Genomic DNA, 18,822 nt, shown 5'->3' with positions numbered 1-18,822 from the left:
AGCGCTTAACAATGGGGCTTGCCAGCCGGGTGGTGTGCGCTCCGGATGATCTCCGCAATTTCCGGGGCGTGGGTGAAGACCAACCTGTGGTCGGTGTCGAGCCAGTACGTCAAGACGTGTGGACGCTCACGGAGGAGTCGCTCGATGCCGGCACGCCAGAGTTGGTTGTGCCGCGGCGCACGCCCTTCGGTGCTGTCGCCGGCGATGGAGGTCGACATGATCATGCGGATGGGGTGGTCGATCTTCCGGTACTGGTCGAGGATTGCGGAGCGAACCACATCAATTTCGAGGTTCAGGTCGAGGATGTTCTGCGCGGTGAGCAACACCTGATGCGCGGTGCCCTTGGCCAGCTCGGCCTCTTGGCGCGTCGCCAGGTCGTCCGTCATTCCGCGGAACTCCGCTAGGTCGGCCTCACTGATGAAAGGTTCGGGCAGCGGGTTCGCCCCGTCGATGAGAACAAGCTCAGCGACAGCGTCAGGCAACTCGGCGGCATAGTGCACTGCCAGGTCCGCGCCCAGCGAGTAGCCCACCAACACAGGTGCCGAGGGCAAGTCGAGCTCCGCCAGCACGGCGACGAGATCGCCCAAAAACGCGTCAAAAGAGTACCGATCAGCGGCCGAGGCGAGGCCATGGCCCCTGAGGTCGAAGGTCACCACGTCGTAGTCGCGTCGAAGGAGCTCGGTCAGTTTGTGCAGGTCGGCCTCTGTCGAGTTCAGCCCGGGACACAGGACCAGCGGTCGTCCCCGGCCACCGCGGGATACTGGGATCCTGACGCCCTGGTGGTGGATCGTGAAATGCCGCATCGTCCTGTCGCCTTCCTCGGTCCGCTCCCCACCGTCGGTTGGTATGCCGGTGATCGTCCGGTGCCGCAGTCCGGCGACCTTGGCCGCATCGGTTTGTGTAGTCATGCCAACCATGCTGAGAGGTTGCCCCTGCGTCAGGGTCAACCGCTGCGGTGACATGACCGCCGTACCGCCCTCACCTGCGTGCCCGTCGAGCACCTGTTCATAACAGGTCGTCAAGAAGCACCACCGCCTCAAGTACTCCGCGAACGCGGCCTTGGGTTGCTCAAGACGACCGCCCGTGATCAATTCCTTGGTCCGGAGAAGGGCAAGCGGCCTCACCGAACTCCTTGCCCGGGCACTGCGCGACCGCGGCCGCCGGTCGAAGTCGAGCACCTCCACGTCCACCTGCCGCGCGTGCTCAAGACGCCCGACAACACCACCGCCCGATGAACCGTCGTCTCTTTCGCCGATGCGGCCACGCACCCGGCGCCCTCTCCCCCGAGGACCAGGCCGTCGTCGACACTTTCCGCGCGATGCTCGCCACCTTGCGTACCCCAGCGCCCTGGGCACCAGGCCGCTAGCAGGACGTCGCCATCAGGGTCGGCCCGTTCGTTGAACGCGTCCACCCCCGGCCAGGCGACGACCACGGCCCCGACCTCATCGCCGTCGCCCTGGTCCCCGACACCCCGTATCGCACCCAGCACCGGAGAGGTACCGAGCCGACCCCGACGCCACGCGCCCGAAGACCAGACCAAGGAACACCTCGGAGGGCCCCGATACGCCCCCTGGTCGAAGTCCTCGGCATGGTCACCCACCTCCGGCTCGTCCCCCGCCTCGCCCCGGCGGTGCGAAAAGCCCGACAACGCGCCCCGTCTCCCCCTGAGCTTGTTGTTTAACGTCCCGTCGCTTCAGCCTGAGAAGCCCTCACGAGCAAGCTTGAGCCACGTCAGAACCTCGGTTCCTCCGACATCGGCAACGTGAGCGTCAAAGTCCCCTCGATCCACCCGTTCGTCGCCATCCTGGGTCCGGACGAGTCCGACCACACCCCCCGGTTCGCCGAAGCGGCCGGCGCTCCCGCGGGCCGCAAGGCGATGCTGGCCTCCGCCGCGGCCCTGGCCTGCACCGCCGCCGATGTGCTGCTGAGGCCCGACCTCGGCCCCCGGGCCTGGACGGAGCTGCGCCGCAAGGAAGCCGCCGGCCGCTGACCAGGCGGCTACGGCCGCTCGCCGCGCCGAAAGAGGCCGACACCCGGTCTCCCGACGAGCTCTCAGTCCCCACTGCCTGACCAGTGGGGAAGAGCCACTCCGGGCTCAGCCACAAGTCTGGCCGGCCGGTTCCTCGATGGTGCGGTTGATCCGGTTGAAGAACGTCTACGCCCGTGTCGCCGCGATCGCCGCCGGGGGCGTCGGACGCTGACCTCCGATCCACCAGGCAGCGAGACGTACCGCCTCCTCCCCGACCGGGGAATCCCTGCACGCAGCTGGAGCTCAGACATTCCCATCGGACATCAGGACCAGACCTTCGATGCCGAAAGCCCTACCGCTAGTGAGCTACTTCGTCGATTTCGCTCCTGCACGCCGACTGACGCGTCGATTGCTGAATCCGTCAGAGACGGAGGAAGGCGGCTCACTCGTCCGGCGCAGTATCGGTTGCTGCACGTAGTCGATTCGGTTCGCATGGGACGACAGACAGCATCGCGGGTCCCGAGTGATCACTAAGCGGCGAGGAACGGACATGCTCAAGGGCTTCAAGAATTTCCTGATGCGCGGTGACGTCATCGTTCTGGCCGTGGGGCTGGTCGTGGCTCTGGCCTTCAGCACATTGATCAAGGCCTTTACCGACAGCGTGATCAACCCGATCATCGCCCGCGCGCAGGGCGGCCACTCGGCCGGACTGGGCTGGCAGCTCGGCACTCCGGGGAACAGCAGGACATACCTCGACATCGGCTCCTTCATCTCCGCGGTCATCTATTTCGTCATTTTCATGGCGGTCGTGTACTTCTGCCTCGTCCTTCCCTACAAAACCTTCCAGGCACGGAGGGGGGTCACGGTGTTCGGTGATCCGCCGCCGGCCAAGACGTGCCCGGCTTGCCTTTCGGAGGACATCCCCGTCCGGGCCACCAAGTGCCGTTACTGCGGAACCACGCAGCCCGCCGCGTAGCCACCGGAGCAGAGTGCACCCCAGGCCGCGGAGCGCCTCAGGACGCCGTTGACCCTCACCAAGCGCGGGTGAATCGGCTGGGGCAGACGAGGACGACGCCGAGGAGTCCGCCGCGCGAGCCGAGGGCAAGCGGCGGGAGCTGGAAGACGCGCTGCGGGAGCGCGGAGTGAGGTCCTCCGAGCACCCGAAAACAAGACCCGACGCGCCCTCACCGCCTTGGCGGGAGCCAGGCAGAGCTGAGGGCAACGCTCCAGCTGGCCGGTCGGCACGTGCAACCCGGCGCCAGGACCACGCAAGCCCCGCCTGGTCGCGGAACCCTCACCCCCTTCGCGCTCATGGGTTCGTTCACCAGACCACCGCCCCGCATACCAGCGTGATCGAGATGCCCGGTGTGGGCCGACTGGTGCACGCGGAAGGCCCCTTCAACATGTCTGCATCGCCGTGGGTACCGTCAAGAACGGCCTCATCACCCACTACCGCGACCACCAAACCGTCCCGTCGGTCATAGTGGCCCCTCTGCTCCGCGCGTGTCGGCGCATGGTCTGCCGGTGCGTGCCATGCCTGCTGGCCAAGAGACAACCGGAAGATCACCGGCAGCGGCCCGTTGACTGGTCGAAACCACTCCCACGAGGAAATGCTGTAGCGGTGCTGAGGCCCGATCCAGATTTTTTGGAGTTCGGCGGTCTGCGGATGTCGAGAATGCGCCATCGGCTCCGTCCCCGGGACATCAGCGGCCACCACCGGCCGCACGAAGAAGAAGGAGAAACCAGCATGGCGATTCAGCGTATGGACAACGTCGGCATCGTCGTCGAGGACATGGATGCTGCCATCGCGTTCTTCGTGGAACTCGGTATGGAACTGGAGGGCAGGGCCGAGGTCGAGGGCCTCTTCGCCGACCAGTGCACCGGACTCGACGGCGTCCGCTGTGACATCGCGATGGTCCGGACCCCGGACGGTCACAGCCGGATCGAGCTGGCGAAATACCACAGCCCCGCGGTGATCAGCGCCGGGCCGCGCAACCGGCCGCACAACATTGTGGGCACGCACCGCGTCATGTTCGCCGTCGACGACATCGAGGACACCGTTGCCCGCCTGCGCCCTTACGGTGCCGAACTCGTCGGCGAGATCGCCCGGTTCGAGGACAGCTATCTGCTCTGCTACATCCGCGGCCCGGAGGGCATCATCGTCGGGCTGGCCGAGCAACTGCGCTGAGAAGGAGGAACCGAACCATGCAGCCGAACGAGAGCATCTTGAGCCGGGCCTGTGCGACGCCGCGGCCGGCCATGGTTCATGACTGCCCGCCCGGGGCGGGGACTCGGCCGGTGGGCTCGGGTTCGGCTGTGGGCAGGAAGTTGCCGATGAGGAACTTGTAGAAGCCGGCGCCGATGACGCCGCCGATCAGCGGTCCGACGATGGGCACCCAGAAATACAAATTGCCCCACTGGTCTCGCCAGGCGCCTCCATAGCCCGTGATGAAGCTGGCAAGTCTGGGGCCGAGGTCGCGTGCCGGGTTGATCGCGTAGCCGGCGTCGGTGCCGAAGGCCATGCCGATCGCGACCACGACCAAGCCGATAATCAATGGGGCCAGATTGGCACCGGGCGGCGTGTTCAGAAGGTCAGTGATCGCGAAGATGAGGAGTACCAGCAGGGCGGTGCCGATCACTTGATCACGGAACGCGCCCCATTCGTGAATTCCGGCGGTGGTCGAACCGTTCCCCGGGAGCGTGGAAAAGACGAACTGCGTCTTGATGCTGTGCGTCGGATCAGCCCTGGCCAATACTTCGGTGTAGTTCCAGCGCACCAGCAGTGCGGCCACGAAGGCGCCAGCTGTCTGGGCGACAGCGTAGGGCGCGACCTTGGCCCACGGGAAGCCTTTGAAGGTGGCCAGGGAGAGTGTCACGGCCGGGTTGAGGTGGGCGCCGCTGAGGCGGGCCGCGACGTACACGCCGAGAGTGACGCCCAGCCCCCAGGCCCAGGCGATGCTGTCGTGATTGCCCAGTCCACCCTTCGGATCGGTGAGGGCGCCTCCAGCTACCACCTGAGCCACAACGCCGCACCCGAAGAGGATAAGGACCATCGTGCCCACGAATTCTGCAGAGAGTTCACGGTACAGCTGTGGCTTTCGCACCGGTTCGCTCATGGTTATCGGCGTCTCCTCGGCGAGTCAGAGCTCAGTGTGCCGGCGTCGGGGCTATAGGCCTGATCATCATGGGACTGCGGACACTCACGCCACCCGAAGTCCGACTGACAAGGCGTAATCACTCTGACGGGGCGATGCGGTTGCTCCGTCAGAGTTGCCGTGTGGCATTCGGTGATTCTGCCCGCGCGCGGTGGGATTCCTGCCGGGAGCCAAGGGTTATTGTGCAGAGTCAGGGCGGAACGGTTCGCCGAAACCGCGACGTGCCGACTGGGCAGTGGCACTGTTATCCACCTGCCGTACCCTTCGGGGACGGTCGACTACAGGTGGAAGAGACAGGCCCCGTTTTCTGCCGGTGATTCGCCTCCTATCCGCGATATGTATCGCGGATAGGAGGCGGCAGCGCGATCATGACTCCGTTGTCGCGCGTTCGCAAGAGGGAGCTTTCCCGTGTCTCTACTACTGATGCTACTGGGTGGATTGAGCGGCGCGGCGCTGCGCTACGGGACGGAGCGGCACCTTCGGTCGCGTTTCCGGAATCCTACGCACTGGGTCCCGTTCGTCCTCAATTTCGTCGGGTGCTTCCTGTTCGGCGCGCTGGCGGGATGGGCCTATCTGCACCGGATGACCAGCGGCACGATTCTGCTGGGCGGCATTGTCACCGCATTCAGCGCCTGCGGCCATGAGGCCGGTCAGTTGCTGGTAAGTGGTCGACACGGGGTCGCGCTGCTCAACTCCTTGACCGGCTGGTTCATCGGGCTGACCGCCGCAGCCATGGGTGTCTTCCTCAGCCTCAGCTGACGCCGCATCCGGCGGTACCACCGGACTTGTTGGGGCCGGGGTCGGCCATGGGCTCCGGCTGCCCGGCTAAGAACGTGTCCTATGTGGTCAGGCTGATCAGACGTTGGTAGCAGCAGAGGGCGGCGGCGAGTCCGAGAAAGGCCAGATAGTTGCGGGGGTCGCGTTCGTCGCGAGGGCTGAGTCTGCGATAGCCGGACAGTTGGTGCGTTCCATCACCCAACGGCGCCGTCCCAATCGATGGCTGATCTCGACGCCCTTGCGTGCGATGCGGACGCCCATGCGCTTCCCTCGGATCCATATTCCGCAGGTGAGGGGTGTCGTATGCCTTGTCTGCATGGAGACGTTGGGGTGTGAAATGCCGGCCGGGGCGAGGGTCGTGTCTCGTTTGGTGACCCTCGCCCATCGGCTTCAGTCCTTCGCTGTCGTGGACGTTGGCAGCGGATACACCGATGCCCAGCGAGCGTTCGAGCCGGGCAGCCGGGGTTCACAACCGCCCTTTCAATCGAACGACACCGACACCCTCCGTGATTGCTCCCCAAGATCTGTGCCAGAACCCAAAAAAGAATCGACATCGCAAACTCGGTCAGAAGGTGACTCCCATAGTCTCCTCGAACTCCCGCACTGAGATACAAAGCCACCGCCTACGACAGGCCGTCAGAACTGTTAGACCGTCAGGCCCGTTGGTTCTCCGCCCGTGCTCCATGGACCGCATGGAGCACCGCGCCCGTGACGAAGACGCCGGCCGCCGGTGCCCATGCGGCGGCTTCCGTTCCCGGCTGCACGGCCCAGGCCCATACCATGGCGGCCCGGCCGGAAGCGGCGCCGCCTGCCAGGTAGACCGCGCTGAGATAGGTGACCGTCGGCAGCCAGCTGAGCCGGGCGCCGATAACGACGGCGGACGCCGCGGCGATCCCCACCGCGCCCAGAAGGTTGCGGACCATCGCAAGGGCGCCGAACGTCTCCACATGCCCCGGCACGGCGAGCGCCAGAGTGACGGCCGCGAGCAGGGTCAGTGCCAGCAGGTGGGCCAGTCGCCGGGGCCACGCGGGCCGCACCGCGGTCCGGTCCAGCTCCGGTGAGTGCTGGTGCAGGCTGGTGCCGATGGCCGAGGCGGCGAGCATCGGCGCGAGGGCCACGAACGGCACCCGCTGGTCCGGGTCGAGGTAGGCGTTCAGGTGGTGGGCGCACACGGCGGCCAGGAGCGCGGTGCCGAGGAGGGTGGCAACGGTCAGGGGCAGGGCGCGTGAGCGGGCGAAGAGGGCGTATCCGTAGGTGGGTGCGTATACGGGAATGCGGCGGCTCACAGTACGGGCCCCCCGTTCGCGTCGCAGCTGCCGGCGGTCGCGAAGTAGCGGCCGAGCCAGGCGCGCCGGCGGGCGTCGGGCATGGCCGCGAGACGGGTCAGCGCCCGGGCGTCGGCCTCGGCCCTGGCGACCGCCGCCTGGTCTCCCCACTGCCGGGCACGCGCCGCCTCGGCCTCCCGTCGGCGCCGGCTGAGGCTGTTGGAGACCAGCCAGTCCCGCACGGCGGCATCGGTGGGGTCGGCACGGGTGGCGTCGCACTCACGCGACACCAGCCCGGCCGCGGCCTCCCAGGCGAACCGCTCGGGATCGGCCAGTTCACCGCGTACCACGCTCTGGCCGAGGTAGAGCTGGGGCAGCTGCGCCTCGTCGTGGTGCGGAGCGCGGTGCAGGTCCTCGAAGCGAACGGGGGCGTTCGCGACCCCCGCGAGCCGGCCGGTGACCCCCGACAGGGCACGGGAGACCTCCGGCAACAGGCCGCGGTCCAGGGCGTTGACGCACACGCGCGGGGACGAGTCGTCGCACACCTGCGCCTTCCGGAGCGGGTCCGGGTGCCACATGCCCGCGCCGGTCCGCACGACGGGTACGGCGGCGGCGACCGCGACGGCCAACGGCAGCAGGGCGGCGTACCTGCGGCGGCGAGCGGTGTGGACGACGACGGCGGCCGCGGCCAGGCCGCCCGTCCAGGCGGCCATCGCGAACGGCTGCCACCAGACCGGCAGGGCGGGGAGGGCGGGAGCCGCCGCCGGGCTGAGGAAGCGGACGGCCGCACTGCGGTAGGTAGGGAAGCCGAGCACTACATACGCGCAGACCGCGAGCGCAGGCGCGGCGAGCCGCCACCGCACCAGTCGTCCGACGACCATCCCGGCCGTCGTCATCGCGGTCAGGAACACCGCGTCCGCCAACGGCGGCAGGAGCAGCGGCCGGCCTGCCGAGACGTACGGCCAGCTGGCCAGCAGCGCTCCGGCCACGGCGGCCGTGTAGCCGGCGAGGACTCCGAGCACCACCGGCCAGGCCGACACCAGGAACTGTGCGAGCGGCCCCCTGGCGCCGGAGAACCGCAGCTCCGCCGTGCGCGACCGGTGTTCCCGGCCGCCCTGCCAGCACCCCGCGGCCGCGGCCAGGGGCCCGGCGAGCAGGGTGGTCATGGTGTGGACCTGTAGTTGTGTGTGGCCCCAACTCCCTTGCCACAGGGCAGATTTCGCCGCCAGTGGCAGGAGGAGGGTGAGGAACGTGGCGAGAGCGGCCCAGCGGGCCGGGCCGCTGCACAGCTCGGCGTACAGCGGGTGGGGAGCGTGCCGGAGGCGTCGCGGCGTGCGCGCGGTGGCCGGCCGGACGAGGGGCGGCGCGGTCATCGGTCTACCCCCGCGGTGGAGGCGGTGCCGGCGCGGTGGGCGCGCAGCGCGATCGTATAGCCGCGTTCGATGGAGTTGCCCCCGATTCCCGCGCCGTCCGCCTGCGCACCGATCTCGGCGAGCGAGGCCGGTGTACCTCGGTAGGCCACCCGTCCGGACTCGATGAGGGTCACCTCGGTGCACGCGGCAGCCACGTCCTCCACCAGGTGGGTGGAGACGATCACGGTGGCTTGCGAGCCCAACTCCCGCAGCAGCGAACGGAACTCGACCCGCTGCTCGGGATCGAGACCGGCAGTCGGCTCGTCGAGCAGCAGCACGGCCGGATCATTGACGATGGCTTGCGCGATACCGACCCGTCGCACCATGCCGCCGGACAGCGTCTTCACCTTGGCGTCGATACGGTCCGCGAGCCCGACACGTGCGACGGCCCGCTCAACCGCCGCGCCGGCCCGCGCACCCGGCATCTCCTTCAGCCAGGCCACATACGCGACGAACTCCCGCACGGTGAAACCCGGGTAGTACCCGAAGTCCTGCGGCAGGTAGCCGAGCCGGCGGCGGGCCGCCGCCAGCTCCCGGTGGCCGGACAGGTCGTGGCCCAGGAGCTCGACGCGTCCGCCATCGGCGCGGGCGACCGTGGCCAGGACCCGGATCAGGGAGGTCTTGCCGGCGCCATTCGGGCCGAGTAGACCGTGCACTCCGGGGCGGAAGTCGAGATCGACGCCGTCCAGGGCGACCGTTCTGCGATGCCGGACGGTCAGTCCGGCGACTCTGACGGCGCTGGTGGTGTCCGTGCTGATCACAGGTTCTCCCGAGGGTCGAGACGCGAGCCCCGGCCGGTGCCCGGGCTGATGTCGAAGGAATGGCGGCGCAGGGCGAGCAGGCCCGCGCAGAGCGCACCGGCCAGGGCCCAACCGCCTTGCGCGGGCGCGCCGGACAGGTACTGCGCCAGTTGCTCGGCGAGCGCGGTCATGGGCAGGATCCCGCTGCCGTCCCCGCCCGCGCCGCGCGAAGCGAGTACCGGCAGGAGGACCGCGAACGTCCAGCCCGCGGCGACGATCCCTGTGGCGGTCCGGCACCCGAGGTACGAGCTGAGCGCGAGCGCGCCCAGCGTGTGGGCCAGGCCCGGCAGCAGCCAGGCCCCGGCACCGGGCACGCCCGCGGGGCCCGGCAGGACGGCACCGACGGTGGTGAGCAGCGGCAGGCTCACCCCGAGGACGGCGGCGGTCCGGGTCAGCAGTAGCCGGAGACCGCCGGACGGCGTCGAGGCGCTGATCTCGTACAGCGGGTCGGCATGCGGCCCGTAGGAGAGCGCCACGCCGGTGAGCGGCAGCACGGGGGCGAGCAGCAGCAGCACAGGACGGGCGCCGTTGAATCCGGCTCCGTACGCCAGCCCCACGGCCGCGGCGCACACCAGCAGCAGCGCGATCACCCACGGTCCGCGCAGCGCCGGCCCGGCGGCCCACAGGGCGCGGGTGAGGCGTCGGGGCAGCGTGGCGGACGGGTCTTGGGGCTGTCCGGCCGCGCCGGCCGGTTCCGTCTCCACGATCGCTCGGAGCACCGAGGCCCGTACCTCTGCCAGTACCGCCGCCGGGCCCTGCGTCGTACAGACCGCCTCCGAGACCGCGGCCGCGCACCGGACGCATGCCTCCACGTGCTTCTCCAGGGACCACGCATCGGGCTCGGGGAGGGAACCGTCCGCGTAGCGTGCGCTCATCGCCGCGTCCACGTGCCATGCCTGGCGGGCGTGGTCCCGCCCACGGTCTCCCGCTCGTTCCTCTTTCCACGTCATGCGAGATCTCCCAACGGTGCGCCACCATCGGACAACTGGGACAGGACGCGGCGCAGTTCGCGGCGCGCCCGCATGGCCCGGGTCTTGACCGTGCCCTCCGGTACCCCGAGCAGCAGCGCCGCTTCGCGTGTGGTCAGGCCGTCCACAACGGTGGCGCGCAGCACCGCACGCAGCTCCGGCGAGATCCGGTCGAGGGCGGTGCCCACATCCCCGTATTCGAGCCCGGTCAGCACCCGGTCCTCGGTGGACGGTGCGGCCGCCGGCGGCTCGTACGCGACGCGGTCGGCCCGCGCGTGCGCCCGCTGCGCGTCCACCAGCCGACGCGCCGCGATCACCCACAGCCAGCCGCCGGGCTCACCACCCCGGTACGTTCCGGAGGAGCGCCACACCGTGACGAATGTGTCCTGAAGGACCTCGCGCACCGTCTCCGGATCCGCGCAGCGCCGCGTCAGCCGCGCGTGCAGCCAGCCGGCGTGCCGGTCGTAGAGCGTGGCCAAGGCGGTCTGGTCACCCCGGGCCACGGCACGCAGCAGTGCCTCATCGTCGTCATCTCGGTCGGCCCCCATGGGGCGGAACAGTCTCACGCCCTCTCTATCGCTCGACGGGCCGCCCTTGGTTCACGCCGGGCGCACCGGCAGCGGCGCGTTACTGTCGGGGCGTATCGGCGTCTCTCGAGAGGAGTCCGGATGGACATCGAGCAGGCCCGCGCACATATTGCCGCCATTCGAGCCGCCGGCTCACGCGTGACCGCGGACGAGTTGGACCGGCTGTGGGCGATATGGGAGGCCGTGCGGCCGGAGGAAATCCTGGGCTCGTGGAAGGGGGGCACCTCCGGTCGGCCCGCGTGCTGCGAGGCAGGCATCCACGCGCTGAACGCCACCGGTACCCGGACCGACCAAGGGCTTCTGGTTCGGCGACGACACCTTCGCCGAGCCCGCGTTCTACTCGTACACCGCCCCCGAGCCCGCCGGCCTTGCCGAAGCGCAGCTCAGCCCGGCGTCCGCGCAGTGGGTCGCGGGCGCCGACAGCCACCTGACCGTGCTGCGCTACGACGCGGCCCACGCCGAGGCCGATCCGCGTGCCGCCGTGCTCGCCTTCTACGAAAGCGCCTACCAGGCCGGGCCGGACGCGCCGAATGGGACATCGCGGCGCTGGGGTGCCCCGGCGGAATCACGAACCCGGTCCGTCGCATCTGATGAATTCGGTCAGCAGTGCAGTGGTCAGGCTTCGGTATCGGTGCGCGCCAGGATGCCCTTGAGCAGGCCCGTGGACTGGCCGACCTCGATGAGGTAGCCATCCGGGTCGCGCATGTAGCAGCGCAGCTCGGCGAGCCGGTCGATGGGCGGGGTGAGGAACTCGGCGCCCTTGGCGCGGGCTGCCGCGTAGAAGCCGTGGATGTCCGCCACCCGTACGTTCAGGAAACTGGAGACGGTGTGGCGGTCCTCCGGCGGGCGCAGGACGACGTCGGGTTTGTCATCGGTAGGCCCGCCGCCGGGGTTCATGATGATCCAGCTGTTGGCGACCTTGATGATGCAGGGGTTCTCCTCCAGCACCACCTGCCCGCCCAGCACATCGGCATAGAACGCCCGCGAGCGGGGGACGTCGCTGACCGTGAGAAAGTGCGTGAGCAGCAGACCCTTGGCCGGTGCGGGAAGGTCGTCGGCTGAGGCGCCGGCGGCGAGGAAGTCGGACATATGACGAGCGTAGGGCGGAAGCCTATGCCCGGCATTCCCATCCGGCAGAGCCCGCCGGGCCCAGCCCCCGCCGGCACGGCCGGCCGCCGAGCGTCGCCAACCTACTGCTTCCCACCATGGCGGGAAGCTAGCCAAATACCTCTGACCTGCACAGATACAGAACCAGTGTGGTCAACGCACCGCCGATGCCCTCGCGCTCGCAGATGCTCACCAGCCCCCCTGTGACGGCCCAGCCCCCAGGTGACGGTCCGCTTCGCGATGCTCTGCATCATGACCCCATCGCACCGCCAATGCCGGCTGATCGCACATGGGCCGAGCTGACCACAACCTCGCAGGTGAGCGGGTTCTACTCCACACATGTTGTCATGGGGGCGGGAGCGCCGTCGGACTGGGGCGGCAGCAGCGGGCCGCAGTCCCACTGCTGGAAGATCAACCGGGTCTCGACACGCGCCACTTCGGGCCGTGAGGTGAACCCGTCAAGGACCAGCCGCTGAAGATCCGCCATGTCCGCGACCGCGACATGGACAAGATAGTCGTCGGGCCCGGTCAGATGGAAGACCGAAATGGACTCCGGCAGTGCCCGGATCCGCTCCACGAACGGCCCCACCAACTCCCGCCGATGTGGCCTGACCTGCACGGACAGCAGTGCCTCCAGGCCCCGGCCCAGCTTCGCCGGATCCAGCCGCAGCTGATGGCCGAGAATCACTCCTGAGCGGCGCAGCCTGGCTACCCGGTCCAGGCAGGTCGAAGGCGCGACACCGACCTGCGCGGCGAGATCGCGGTACGTCATCCGTGCGTCGTTCTGCAGCAGCCGTAGCAGATGGAGGTCCACCGGATCCAGTACGACAGAGTCCGTCATATGCCGAACGTAACACGGGGTCCAGCGCTCCGACCCCGCTCTGTGTTCAGACTCCCGAGCATGGACTCCGGAAGCTTTGACGCATACGACGTACCGGCCGACCCGCAGGGAACCGGCCATGCTCCAGACGGCGCCGGTCGTCGTTTCCCGGGCGTGCCCGCACCCCGGGCACTCACCACCGAGGCGGTGCACGCCGGGCGGGACGACCTCGCGCGACAGGGGGTGCACGCCCCGCCGATCGACCTGTCCACCACCTACCCCTCGCACGACAGCCGGGGCGAGGCCGCCCGGATAGACGCCTTCGCGGCCGACGGTGCCGAACCGGAGGGCCCGCCCGTCTACGGTCGCCTCGGCAACCCGACCGTCGCCCGCTTCGAGACCGCCCTCGCGCGTCTTGAGGGCACCGAGAGCGCGGTCGCGTTCGCCACCGGGATGGCCGCGCTGAGCGCCGTGCTGCTCGTACGCAACGCGATGGGCCTGCGCCATGTCGTCGCCGTACGACCGCTGTACGGATGCAGTGATCACCTGCTCACCGCAGGGCTGCTGGGCTCCGAGGTGACCTGGGTCGACCCGGCGGGCATCGCGGACGCGCTGCGCCCCGACACCGGCCTGGTGATGGTCGAAAGCCCGGCCAACCCGACCCTCGCCGAACTCGATCTGAGCGCCGTCGCGCACGCCTGCGGTTCCGTCCCGCTGCTCGCCGACAACACCTTCGCCACCCCCGTGCTGCAACGGCCCGTCGAGCAGGGAGCCCGTCTCGTCCTGCACAGTGCCACCAAGTACCTGGGCGGCCACGGCGACGTCATGGGCGGTGTGGTGGCCTGCGACGAGGACTTCGCCGGGCGGCTGCGCCAGGTGCGGTTCGCCACGGGCGGAGTGCTGCATCCGCTCGCGGGCTATCTGCTGCTCCGTGGCCTGTCGACCCTGCCAGTACGGGTCCGAGCCGCGTCCTCGAACGCGGCGGAGTTGGCCGATCGGCTCGCCGCAGACCCGCGCGTCACCCGCGTCCATTACCCGCGCATCGGAGGCGCCATGGTCGCCTTCGAGGTAGCCGGCGACCCCCACGACGTCATCGCGGGCGTCCGACTGATCACCCCGGCCGTGAGCCTGGGCAGCGTCGACACCCTCATCCAGCACCCCGCGTCCATCAGCCACCGCATCGTGGACGCCAACGACCGCCGCGGCGCGGGGGTCAGCGACCGGCTGCTGCGGCTCTCGGTGGGGTTGGAGGACGTGGAGGACCTGTGGGCCGACCTCGACCGGGCGTTGGGGACGGAGCCGGAGCCGGGCAGGGCCCTCCGGGAGGCGGCGGTCGCGAACAGGTAGAAGCGCACACGACGACCGGCCCGGCCGATACGACCAGGCCGGTCGTCGCGGTCGACGACGCGCTGGACCGGCCTTGCCACGGCTCAAGGACTGGATATGAAGCCGGCGGAGAGGTCCAGCTCGAAGGGTGAACCGGGGTGCGTCGGTCGCCATCCTCGGACCAGTGCGATGCGGATGTGGTTCGCCACGTCAGCAGGTCGGACCGGGGCGGCTTGTCTGCTGAGCCAGTTGCCGGTGTGTGGTCGATCAGTGGTGACCACCAGGATTGCCCCGTGTTGCTCAGCGCGCTCGGCGGCGTAGGTGCAAGGCGACCAACACAGTGCCTGGCTGTAGGTCGGCCGCCGACGGTGTCGCCACCGGTAGGTCACCCCGTCCACGACGATGCGCCGGCTCCCCTTCTTCCCCAGTGCCACTGCGCCTCCTCGGCTCCAGTCGGAGGTTAGCGCCCTGGGGATGTCGACTGCCGGGCATTTTGCTCACACTCGACTACGGGGACCGACTTCCGGATGGCGGCGGCCACGCGTGTGCGGAAGGGAGTCGGTTTCATTGCTCTGCCACGTTCTGCGCGCTCAAGCATGGGGTGGCCGAGGTCCTGTTCGAGGCGGTTGATCTGGATCACCAGCGCGGCCTGGTTGATCCCCAGGGGCTTGCGCAGCCTCGCGCATGGTCGGATGGGCGACGGTCGGATGGGATGAACCCCGGGCCCCTGGCCGTCGGGGGCGAGCCGTGCTCCATGTGCCGGCCGGACCGCGAGCTGCAGGTCGACTGAGCAGGCGACGAGCCCGCAGCTCGAAGCGACCGAATTACCGGATTACTCGGCGGCGTTCATGGGGGGCCTCGTTAGGGTCCAGTCATGAACTCTTCAGCCGACGGGCCGGGCGCCGGGGCATCCGACACGACCGGGCCCTGGTCTCCTGACACCGCCGACCGGCCTGGGACCGGTGACGGATCGGGTACCGACACCGTCGCGTTCGACTGGCAGTCCGTCATCCACCGGGACTTCGATGTCGAACTCGACGAGCCGGGCAGTCGCAGCGGTGCGGCGCTGGAAGCGCTGAACGCGGAGCTGGGAACGGCGCCTGACGCCGAGGGCTTCTTCCTTGCTGGTGAATGGGCGGAGCAGTTGTCGCTGGCCGTCAGCGCGGGGCTGCCCGCACTCCTGGGGCAGTTGTCCCACCCGGACCCCGCGGTGCGTCGCATCCTTGCCGTGGTGTTGGCCTACACGGATGCTCTCCCCGACGACATCGTCCCCGAGCTGCGCGTGCACAGCGAGCGCGATCTCGATGCCCCGGTCAGGCTCGGACTGCTGCTGGCCCTGGGACGGTACGCGGATGTCCCACAGGTGCGCGACTATCTGTGCCATCGCATGGCAGACGAACCGGCCGAGGCGTTGGGGGCGGCACTGGGCCTGCTGCTTCCTCCTGTCGCGGAGACCGAGGACGCGGTGATCGACGAAGCCGTCAAAGCGCTCGCACGGTGCGGCGGTGAGGCCGGGACGGCGCTGGCGGAGCTGGCGTGGTGCGACCCGGAATGGAGCGGCCCGGCGCCGCGCGGCCCCGTGGCCACGGTCGACCACTGGCTCTACCCCACCCCCGCACTACGTGCCCGCTGGCTGACTCGCATGCTCCCCGGCCTGTGGGACGGCCGTCTGGATGCCGCCACGGCCCCCGTACTCGTCGAGGCCGCTGACCGGCTGTTCTCCAAGGACCGCGAGGGATGTGTGGCGCATGCATCGGCGGTCGCGGAGCTGCTCGACCATCCCGATCCCGTAGTGCGAGATGCTGCCCTCAATACGCCCCGCCTGCGCTGTCACGACGGCTATCGCGACGCCTTGGCCAAGGTTCTGTGTTCCCCAGTCCCGGATCCCGCCGTATTCGAGAAGGCTCTGGCGATTCTCACGGGGCAAGGCGACCCCCGATGCCTGCCCCTGATGCGGCAACGGATCCGTCAGGGCACCCTCCCCCCAGGCCTGTTGCGGTCGGCCAAAGGCCTGACGGACCAGGTGTGGCCACACCTCCAGGAGCGGCTCGCCGTGGACATCCCGTCCGCCGAGGTCTGCTTGTTGCTGACCGAAACCTACGGATGGTGCGGCGGCGGCCAGGCCGTCCCCCAGGTCATCGGCACGCTGGAGCGGCTGAGGCGACGCATTGCAGCCACCGACCGCCCCGACTCCGACGACCTGGAAGCGGCGCATCAGGCCTGCCTGTTCCTGCGCCGGTACGGGCTGTCCAACGAGCAGGCGCGGTCGGCCCTGCGGAGGGCAGCCGCCGGAACGGACCCGGAGATCCGGCTGTCCGCCATCGGGGCGCTGAGCGGACTGGGTGCGTCAGTGGATGACGAAGTGGTGCATCTGCTGCTGGACGTCCTCGCGCGCCGACGCCACACCATCCGTACCGAGAGCCGCCGCGGCCTGCGCTTCGAAGCCAACGCCTGTCATCAGCTGGGTCAGCTGGGCCCGCGGGCGCAGCTCGCCGCCACGGCCCTGCGCAGTGTGCGCGACGGCGCGGCAGAGCCGGCCGAAGCGCGGGTGGCCGCGGCCTACGCGCTGTGGCGAATCACCGGCGACGCGGACAGCGCCTGGCCCGCATTGATCGAGCAGATCCCGCACGATCCGCAAGGGGCGCTGAACAATCTGGGCTTCATGGGCGTAGCCGCCCACCCCGCGCTGCCCGCACTCCGCGACCACGCCAGGTCTGATGACGAAGTGGGCGCACGCGCCCGGAACACCATCGGCATCATCGAGTCCAGGTTGGCCAAGAGATAGGTCGGCTACGGGCTCCGGCCCACCAGGCCACCAGGCCACCCGCCAACGAGGACGCCGTGGACGCGGTCCGATCGGGCGTATGGCGGCCAGTCCTTGACCTCGCCCGCGCAGCCGCTTTGTGGCAGGGCGGTCCGGCGAGGGGCTTTCGCCTCAGAAGCCGGACGGCGCGTAGGGCATGTTGGGCGTTCCGACTTGCTAGGTCTGTCGCTCCCACCTGTTGATCCCCTTCGTGTGCAGTCGCCGTCCTGATGCCTTCTCGCCTGCCAGTCTTCGGCAAGTCACCCCGTTGGTCCTTGGTTTCTTAGACGCCAGGGCGCAGTCGTGCCTGTGAATCAATGGGTCTCGGCTGCGTGGTGGGTGGCGCTCGCCGCGGGAGTGTGGGAAGCGGCGGAGTGGCGTGTCGAGGCTGTTCGCTGGGCGTCGAGACATTGGGGTGACTGCTACCGCCACCTCAGTGGCGCCACACACTCCTTGACCGCTTGAGGATCGATGGTCACTCTCCTGGCAGGGACGAGTCGTGTCCGGGGGAACAGAGGCTGAGCCGGGCCGGGTGGTCAGCGGCACGGGCGATGCACGACCGGGGAGGACGTGGCGGTCGTTCGGGTTCGGTTCGCTGTCAACGGCGTGGCCCGAGCCGGGACACCGTGGGTCGAGCCTGCCGGTCGGCCCGGAAAGCGGGCTGCGGGCGTAGGGGTGCGGGAGTTCGTCGCCAAGGCCTGACGCCCTGCGTGTGACGGCATTTCCCGGCCGCCCCGGGACACCTGTCCCGGAGAAGTCAGGACACGAACCTCTGGGAGAGGGCGCCGGTTCGGCCAGTGTGGAGTGGTGATGAAGACATCCAGGGACGGGACGGACCTCTCCGCCGGGCGCCCCGCAGTACGCCTGCGAATGCCCAGGGAAACGGCCAGCCACCGCGCCCCGCTGTTCTGGGCGGTCCGCGCCGGACTCGGCTGGACCGCACTGCAGCTGGCAGAAGTCGGCTGGCTGCTGAACGACCGGATCGACAGGGTGCCGTACCTGCCGGTGCCCAGCCCGCAGTACCTGCTGATCGCGGTGACGGCGGTGCTGGCGCTCTTCCATCTGTCCGTCATGCCTCGCTGTTGACTGAATAGACCACCCAACGATCCGCGCGCCATACGCGGACCGCGCTACCACCCAACCAGCGGCGCGAGAACGCAACAGTCGCGCGCTGGTGACGCAACCCCACGCACCGACCGGCTCAAGAGCAAATTGAGCAGCTGGGCTATTGGAATCGACAGGAACGTGCAGGTAAAGCCAGTCGAGCAGGTCGTACTTCGTTCCCTGCATTCCCTGCATCGTCGACGCGCATCGAACCAACCCCAGCGCTGGGCCGCGTACTTGCGGACGTCGACCCACAGTGCCGGCCAGTTAGAGTGTTGATCGGTCACGTGTCCGCCGCAATTCCGGCAAGCTAGCTTCCCCACCTGTCCCTTCAGCCGTTGGGCCGGCTGCGCGTCGGCTACATCCAGCATGTGTCCGCCTCGCACGCAAGGCGTGAGTACAACGAGCGATGGGGACTCGTCGCCGCCATCCGCTGCTACAAGGTACGCCCGAGCCTTCAGGCGGAACGACATGAGCCTCTCTCACGACACCAGTTGGGCTTCCGTGGCCGCCGACGGCGTCCTACCTCAGTCGCCCGTTGGCGGTATTTCCCACATGCACCTTTGTGGGCGGTGCATATCCCGGTGACTGGGCGGAGTGGCAGGTGAGGCAGGTGACCTCCCGGGCAGCCCGGCCTAGGAGATGTCTTCAAATGTCACGCCCACATCAGGAGCGAGGCGAGGGTGACGGCGGCCTGGTAGGACTCGGTGGTCTTGTCGTAGCGAGTGG

The 18,822-nt window shown here is 69.1% G+C and carries 18 protein-coding genes and 3 pseudogenes; 8 read left to right on the top strand and 13 right to left on the bottom strand.

Annotation, left to right across the window (positions count from 1 at the left end):
• Positions 1-5: 5 nt before the first annotated feature.
• On the bottom strand, positions 6-1,268 hold the full coding sequence (locus tag AB0E02_RS13560) for an alpha/beta hydrolase (RefSeq protein ID WP_362138511.1): 1,263 nt from the start codon (positions 1,266-1,268) through the stop codon (positions 6-8).
• A gap of 470 nt (positions 1,269-1,738) precedes the next feature.
• Here AB0E02_RS13560 and AB0E02_RS13555 point away from each other — a divergent pair.
• Together AB0E02_RS13555 and AB0E02_RS13550 are read left to right on the top strand one after the other, a co-directional pair.
• Positions 1,739-1,990: pseudogene (locus AB0E02_RS13555) on the top strand (amidohydrolase); the annotation flags it as partial.
• Between the two features lie 529 nt (positions 1,991-2,519).
• Positions 2,520-2,945 (top strand): MscL family protein, encoded by a 426-nt coding sequence (locus AB0E02_RS13550; RefSeq protein ID WP_362138509.1) that lies wholly within the window; start codon positions 2,520-2,522, stop codon positions 2,943-2,945.
• A 345-nt stretch (positions 2,946-3,290) separates the two neighbouring features.
• Here AB0E02_RS13550 and AB0E02_RS13545 read toward each other — a convergent pair whose 3' ends face one another.
• A complete protein-coding gene (locus tag AB0E02_RS13545) occupies positions 3,291-3,653 on the bottom strand; it encodes a hypothetical protein (RefSeq protein WP_362138506.1) in 363 nt (120 codons plus the stop codon).
• 63 nt (positions 3,654-3,716) lie between these two features.
• On the opposite strand from AB0E02_RS13545, the gene AB0E02_RS13540 reads away from it, so the two are divergent.
• A complete protein-coding gene (locus AB0E02_RS13540) occupies positions 3,717-4,157 on the top strand; it encodes a VOC family protein (protein WP_362138503.1) in 441 nt (146 codons plus the stop codon).
• A 76-nt stretch (positions 4,158-4,233) separates the two neighbouring features.
• On the opposite strand, the gene AB0E02_RS13535 is transcribed toward AB0E02_RS13540, so the two are convergent.
• Positions 4,234-5,085, bottom strand: coding sequence for an MIP/aquaporin family protein (locus AB0E02_RS13535; RefSeq protein WP_362138501.1), 852 nt, complete (start codon positions 5,083-5,085; stop codon positions 4,234-4,236).
• 447 nt (positions 5,086-5,532) lie between these two features.
• Here AB0E02_RS13535 and AB0E02_RS13530 point away from each other — a divergent pair, with 447 nt between their 5' ends.
• A complete protein-coding gene (locus tag AB0E02_RS13530) occupies positions 5,533-5,883 on the top strand; it encodes a CrcB family protein (RefSeq protein WP_362138498.1) in 351 nt (116 codons plus the stop codon).
• Positions 5,884-5,962: 79 nt separating this feature from the next.
• On the opposite strand, the pseudogene AB0E02_RS13525 reads toward AB0E02_RS13530, so the two are convergent.
• The 6 genes and pseudogenes from AB0E02_RS13525 to AB0E02_RS13500 form a co-directional block, all read right to left on the bottom strand.
• A pseudogene (locus AB0E02_RS13525) lies at positions 5,963-6,340 on the bottom strand (transposase); the annotation flags it as partial.
• 214 nt (positions 6,341-6,554) lie between these two features.
• On the bottom strand, positions 6,555-7,187 hold the full coding sequence (locus tag AB0E02_RS13520; protein WP_362138496.1) for a hypothetical protein: 633 nt from the start codon (positions 7,185-7,187) through the stop codon (positions 6,555-6,557).
• Positions 7,184-8,539, bottom strand: a complete 1,356-nt coding sequence (locus tag AB0E02_RS13515; protein WP_362138494.1) for a hypothetical protein — start codon at positions 8,537-8,539, stop codon at positions 7,184-7,186. The genes AB0E02_RS13520 and AB0E02_RS13515 overlap by 4 nt, the downstream gene beginning before the upstream one ends.
• Positions 8,536-9,339, bottom strand: coding sequence for an ABC transporter ATP-binding protein (locus tag AB0E02_RS13510; protein ID WP_362138492.1), 804 nt, complete (start codon positions 9,337-9,339; stop codon positions 8,536-8,538). The genes AB0E02_RS13515 and AB0E02_RS13510 overlap by 4 nt, the downstream gene beginning before the upstream one ends.
• Complete coding sequence (locus AB0E02_RS13505; RefSeq protein ID WP_362138490.1) at positions 9,336-10,253, bottom strand: zf-HC2 domain-containing protein; 918 nt, start codon at positions 10,251-10,253, stop codon at positions 9,336-9,338. Before AB0E02_RS13505 ends, AB0E02_RS13510 begins: the two co-directional genes overlap by 4 nt.
• 71 nt (positions 10,254-10,324) lie before the next feature.
• Complete coding sequence (locus AB0E02_RS13500; RefSeq protein ID WP_362138488.1) at positions 10,325-10,894, bottom strand: RNA polymerase sigma factor; 570 nt, start codon at positions 10,892-10,894, stop codon at positions 10,325-10,327.
• Between the two features lie 394 nt (positions 10,895-11,288).
• Here AB0E02_RS13500 and AB0E02_RS13495 point away from each other — a divergent pair.
• A pseudogene (locus AB0E02_RS13495) lies at positions 11,289-11,621 on the top strand (DUF5996 family protein); the annotation flags it as partial.
• Here the strand turns inward: AB0E02_RS13495 and AB0E02_RS13490 are convergent.
• Entirely contained in the window at positions 11,549-12,022 is a 474-nt protein-coding gene (locus AB0E02_RS13490; RefSeq protein ID WP_362138486.1) for a VOC family protein, read from the bottom strand. The pseudogene AB0E02_RS13495 and the gene AB0E02_RS13490 sit on opposite strands and share 73 nt — an antisense overlap.
• 346 nt (positions 12,023-12,368) lie before the next feature.
• Positions 12,369-12,881 (bottom strand): Lrp/AsnC family transcriptional regulator, encoded by a 513-nt coding sequence (locus AB0E02_RS13485; RefSeq protein WP_362138484.1) that lies wholly within the window; start codon positions 12,879-12,881, stop codon positions 12,369-12,371.
• A gap of 60 nt (positions 12,882-12,941) precedes the next feature.
• On the opposite strand from AB0E02_RS13485, the gene AB0E02_RS13480 reads away from it, so the two are divergent.
• Positions 12,942-14,207 (top strand): PLP-dependent transferase, encoded by a 1,266-nt coding sequence (locus tag AB0E02_RS13480; RefSeq protein WP_362138481.1) that lies wholly within the window; start codon positions 12,942-12,944, stop codon positions 14,205-14,207.
• An 83-nt stretch (positions 14,208-14,290) separates the two neighbouring features.
• Here the strand turns inward: AB0E02_RS13480 and AB0E02_RS13475 are convergent, their stop codons facing one another.
• On the bottom strand, positions 14,291-14,620 hold the full coding sequence (locus tag AB0E02_RS13475; protein ID WP_362138479.1) for a hypothetical protein: 330 nt from the start codon (positions 14,618-14,620) through the stop codon (positions 14,291-14,293).
• A gap of 26 nt (positions 14,621-14,646) precedes the next feature.
• Positions 14,647-14,826, bottom strand: coding sequence for a hypothetical protein (locus tag AB0E02_RS13470; RefSeq protein ID WP_362138477.1), 180 nt, complete (start codon positions 14,824-14,826; stop codon positions 14,647-14,649).
• A gap of 234 nt (positions 14,827-15,060) precedes the next feature.
• On the opposite strand from AB0E02_RS13470, the gene AB0E02_RS13465 reads away from it, so the two are divergent.
• The gene (locus tag AB0E02_RS13465; RefSeq protein WP_362138475.1) at positions 15,061-16,971 is read left to right on the top strand and encodes a hypothetical protein; all 1,911 of its coding nucleotides are present in this window, start codon (positions 15,061-15,063) and stop codon (positions 16,969-16,971) included.
• Between the two features lie 828 nt (positions 16,972-17,799).
• Complete coding sequence (locus AB0E02_RS13460) at positions 17,800-18,075, top strand: hypothetical protein (protein WP_362138473.1); 276 nt, start codon at positions 17,800-17,802, stop codon at positions 18,073-18,075.
• The last annotated feature ends 747 nt before the right edge of the window (positions 18,076-18,822 follow it).

The sequence above is a fragment of the Streptomyces sp. NPDC048196 genome, from assembly GCF_040652715.1.
Lineage (GTDB): Bacteria > Actinomycetota > Actinomycetes > Streptomycetales > Streptomycetaceae > Streptomyces > Streptomyces siderophoricus.
The sequence above is the reverse complement of the archived record's forward strand: the minus strand, read 5'-3'. Positions and strand labels throughout refer to the sequence as shown.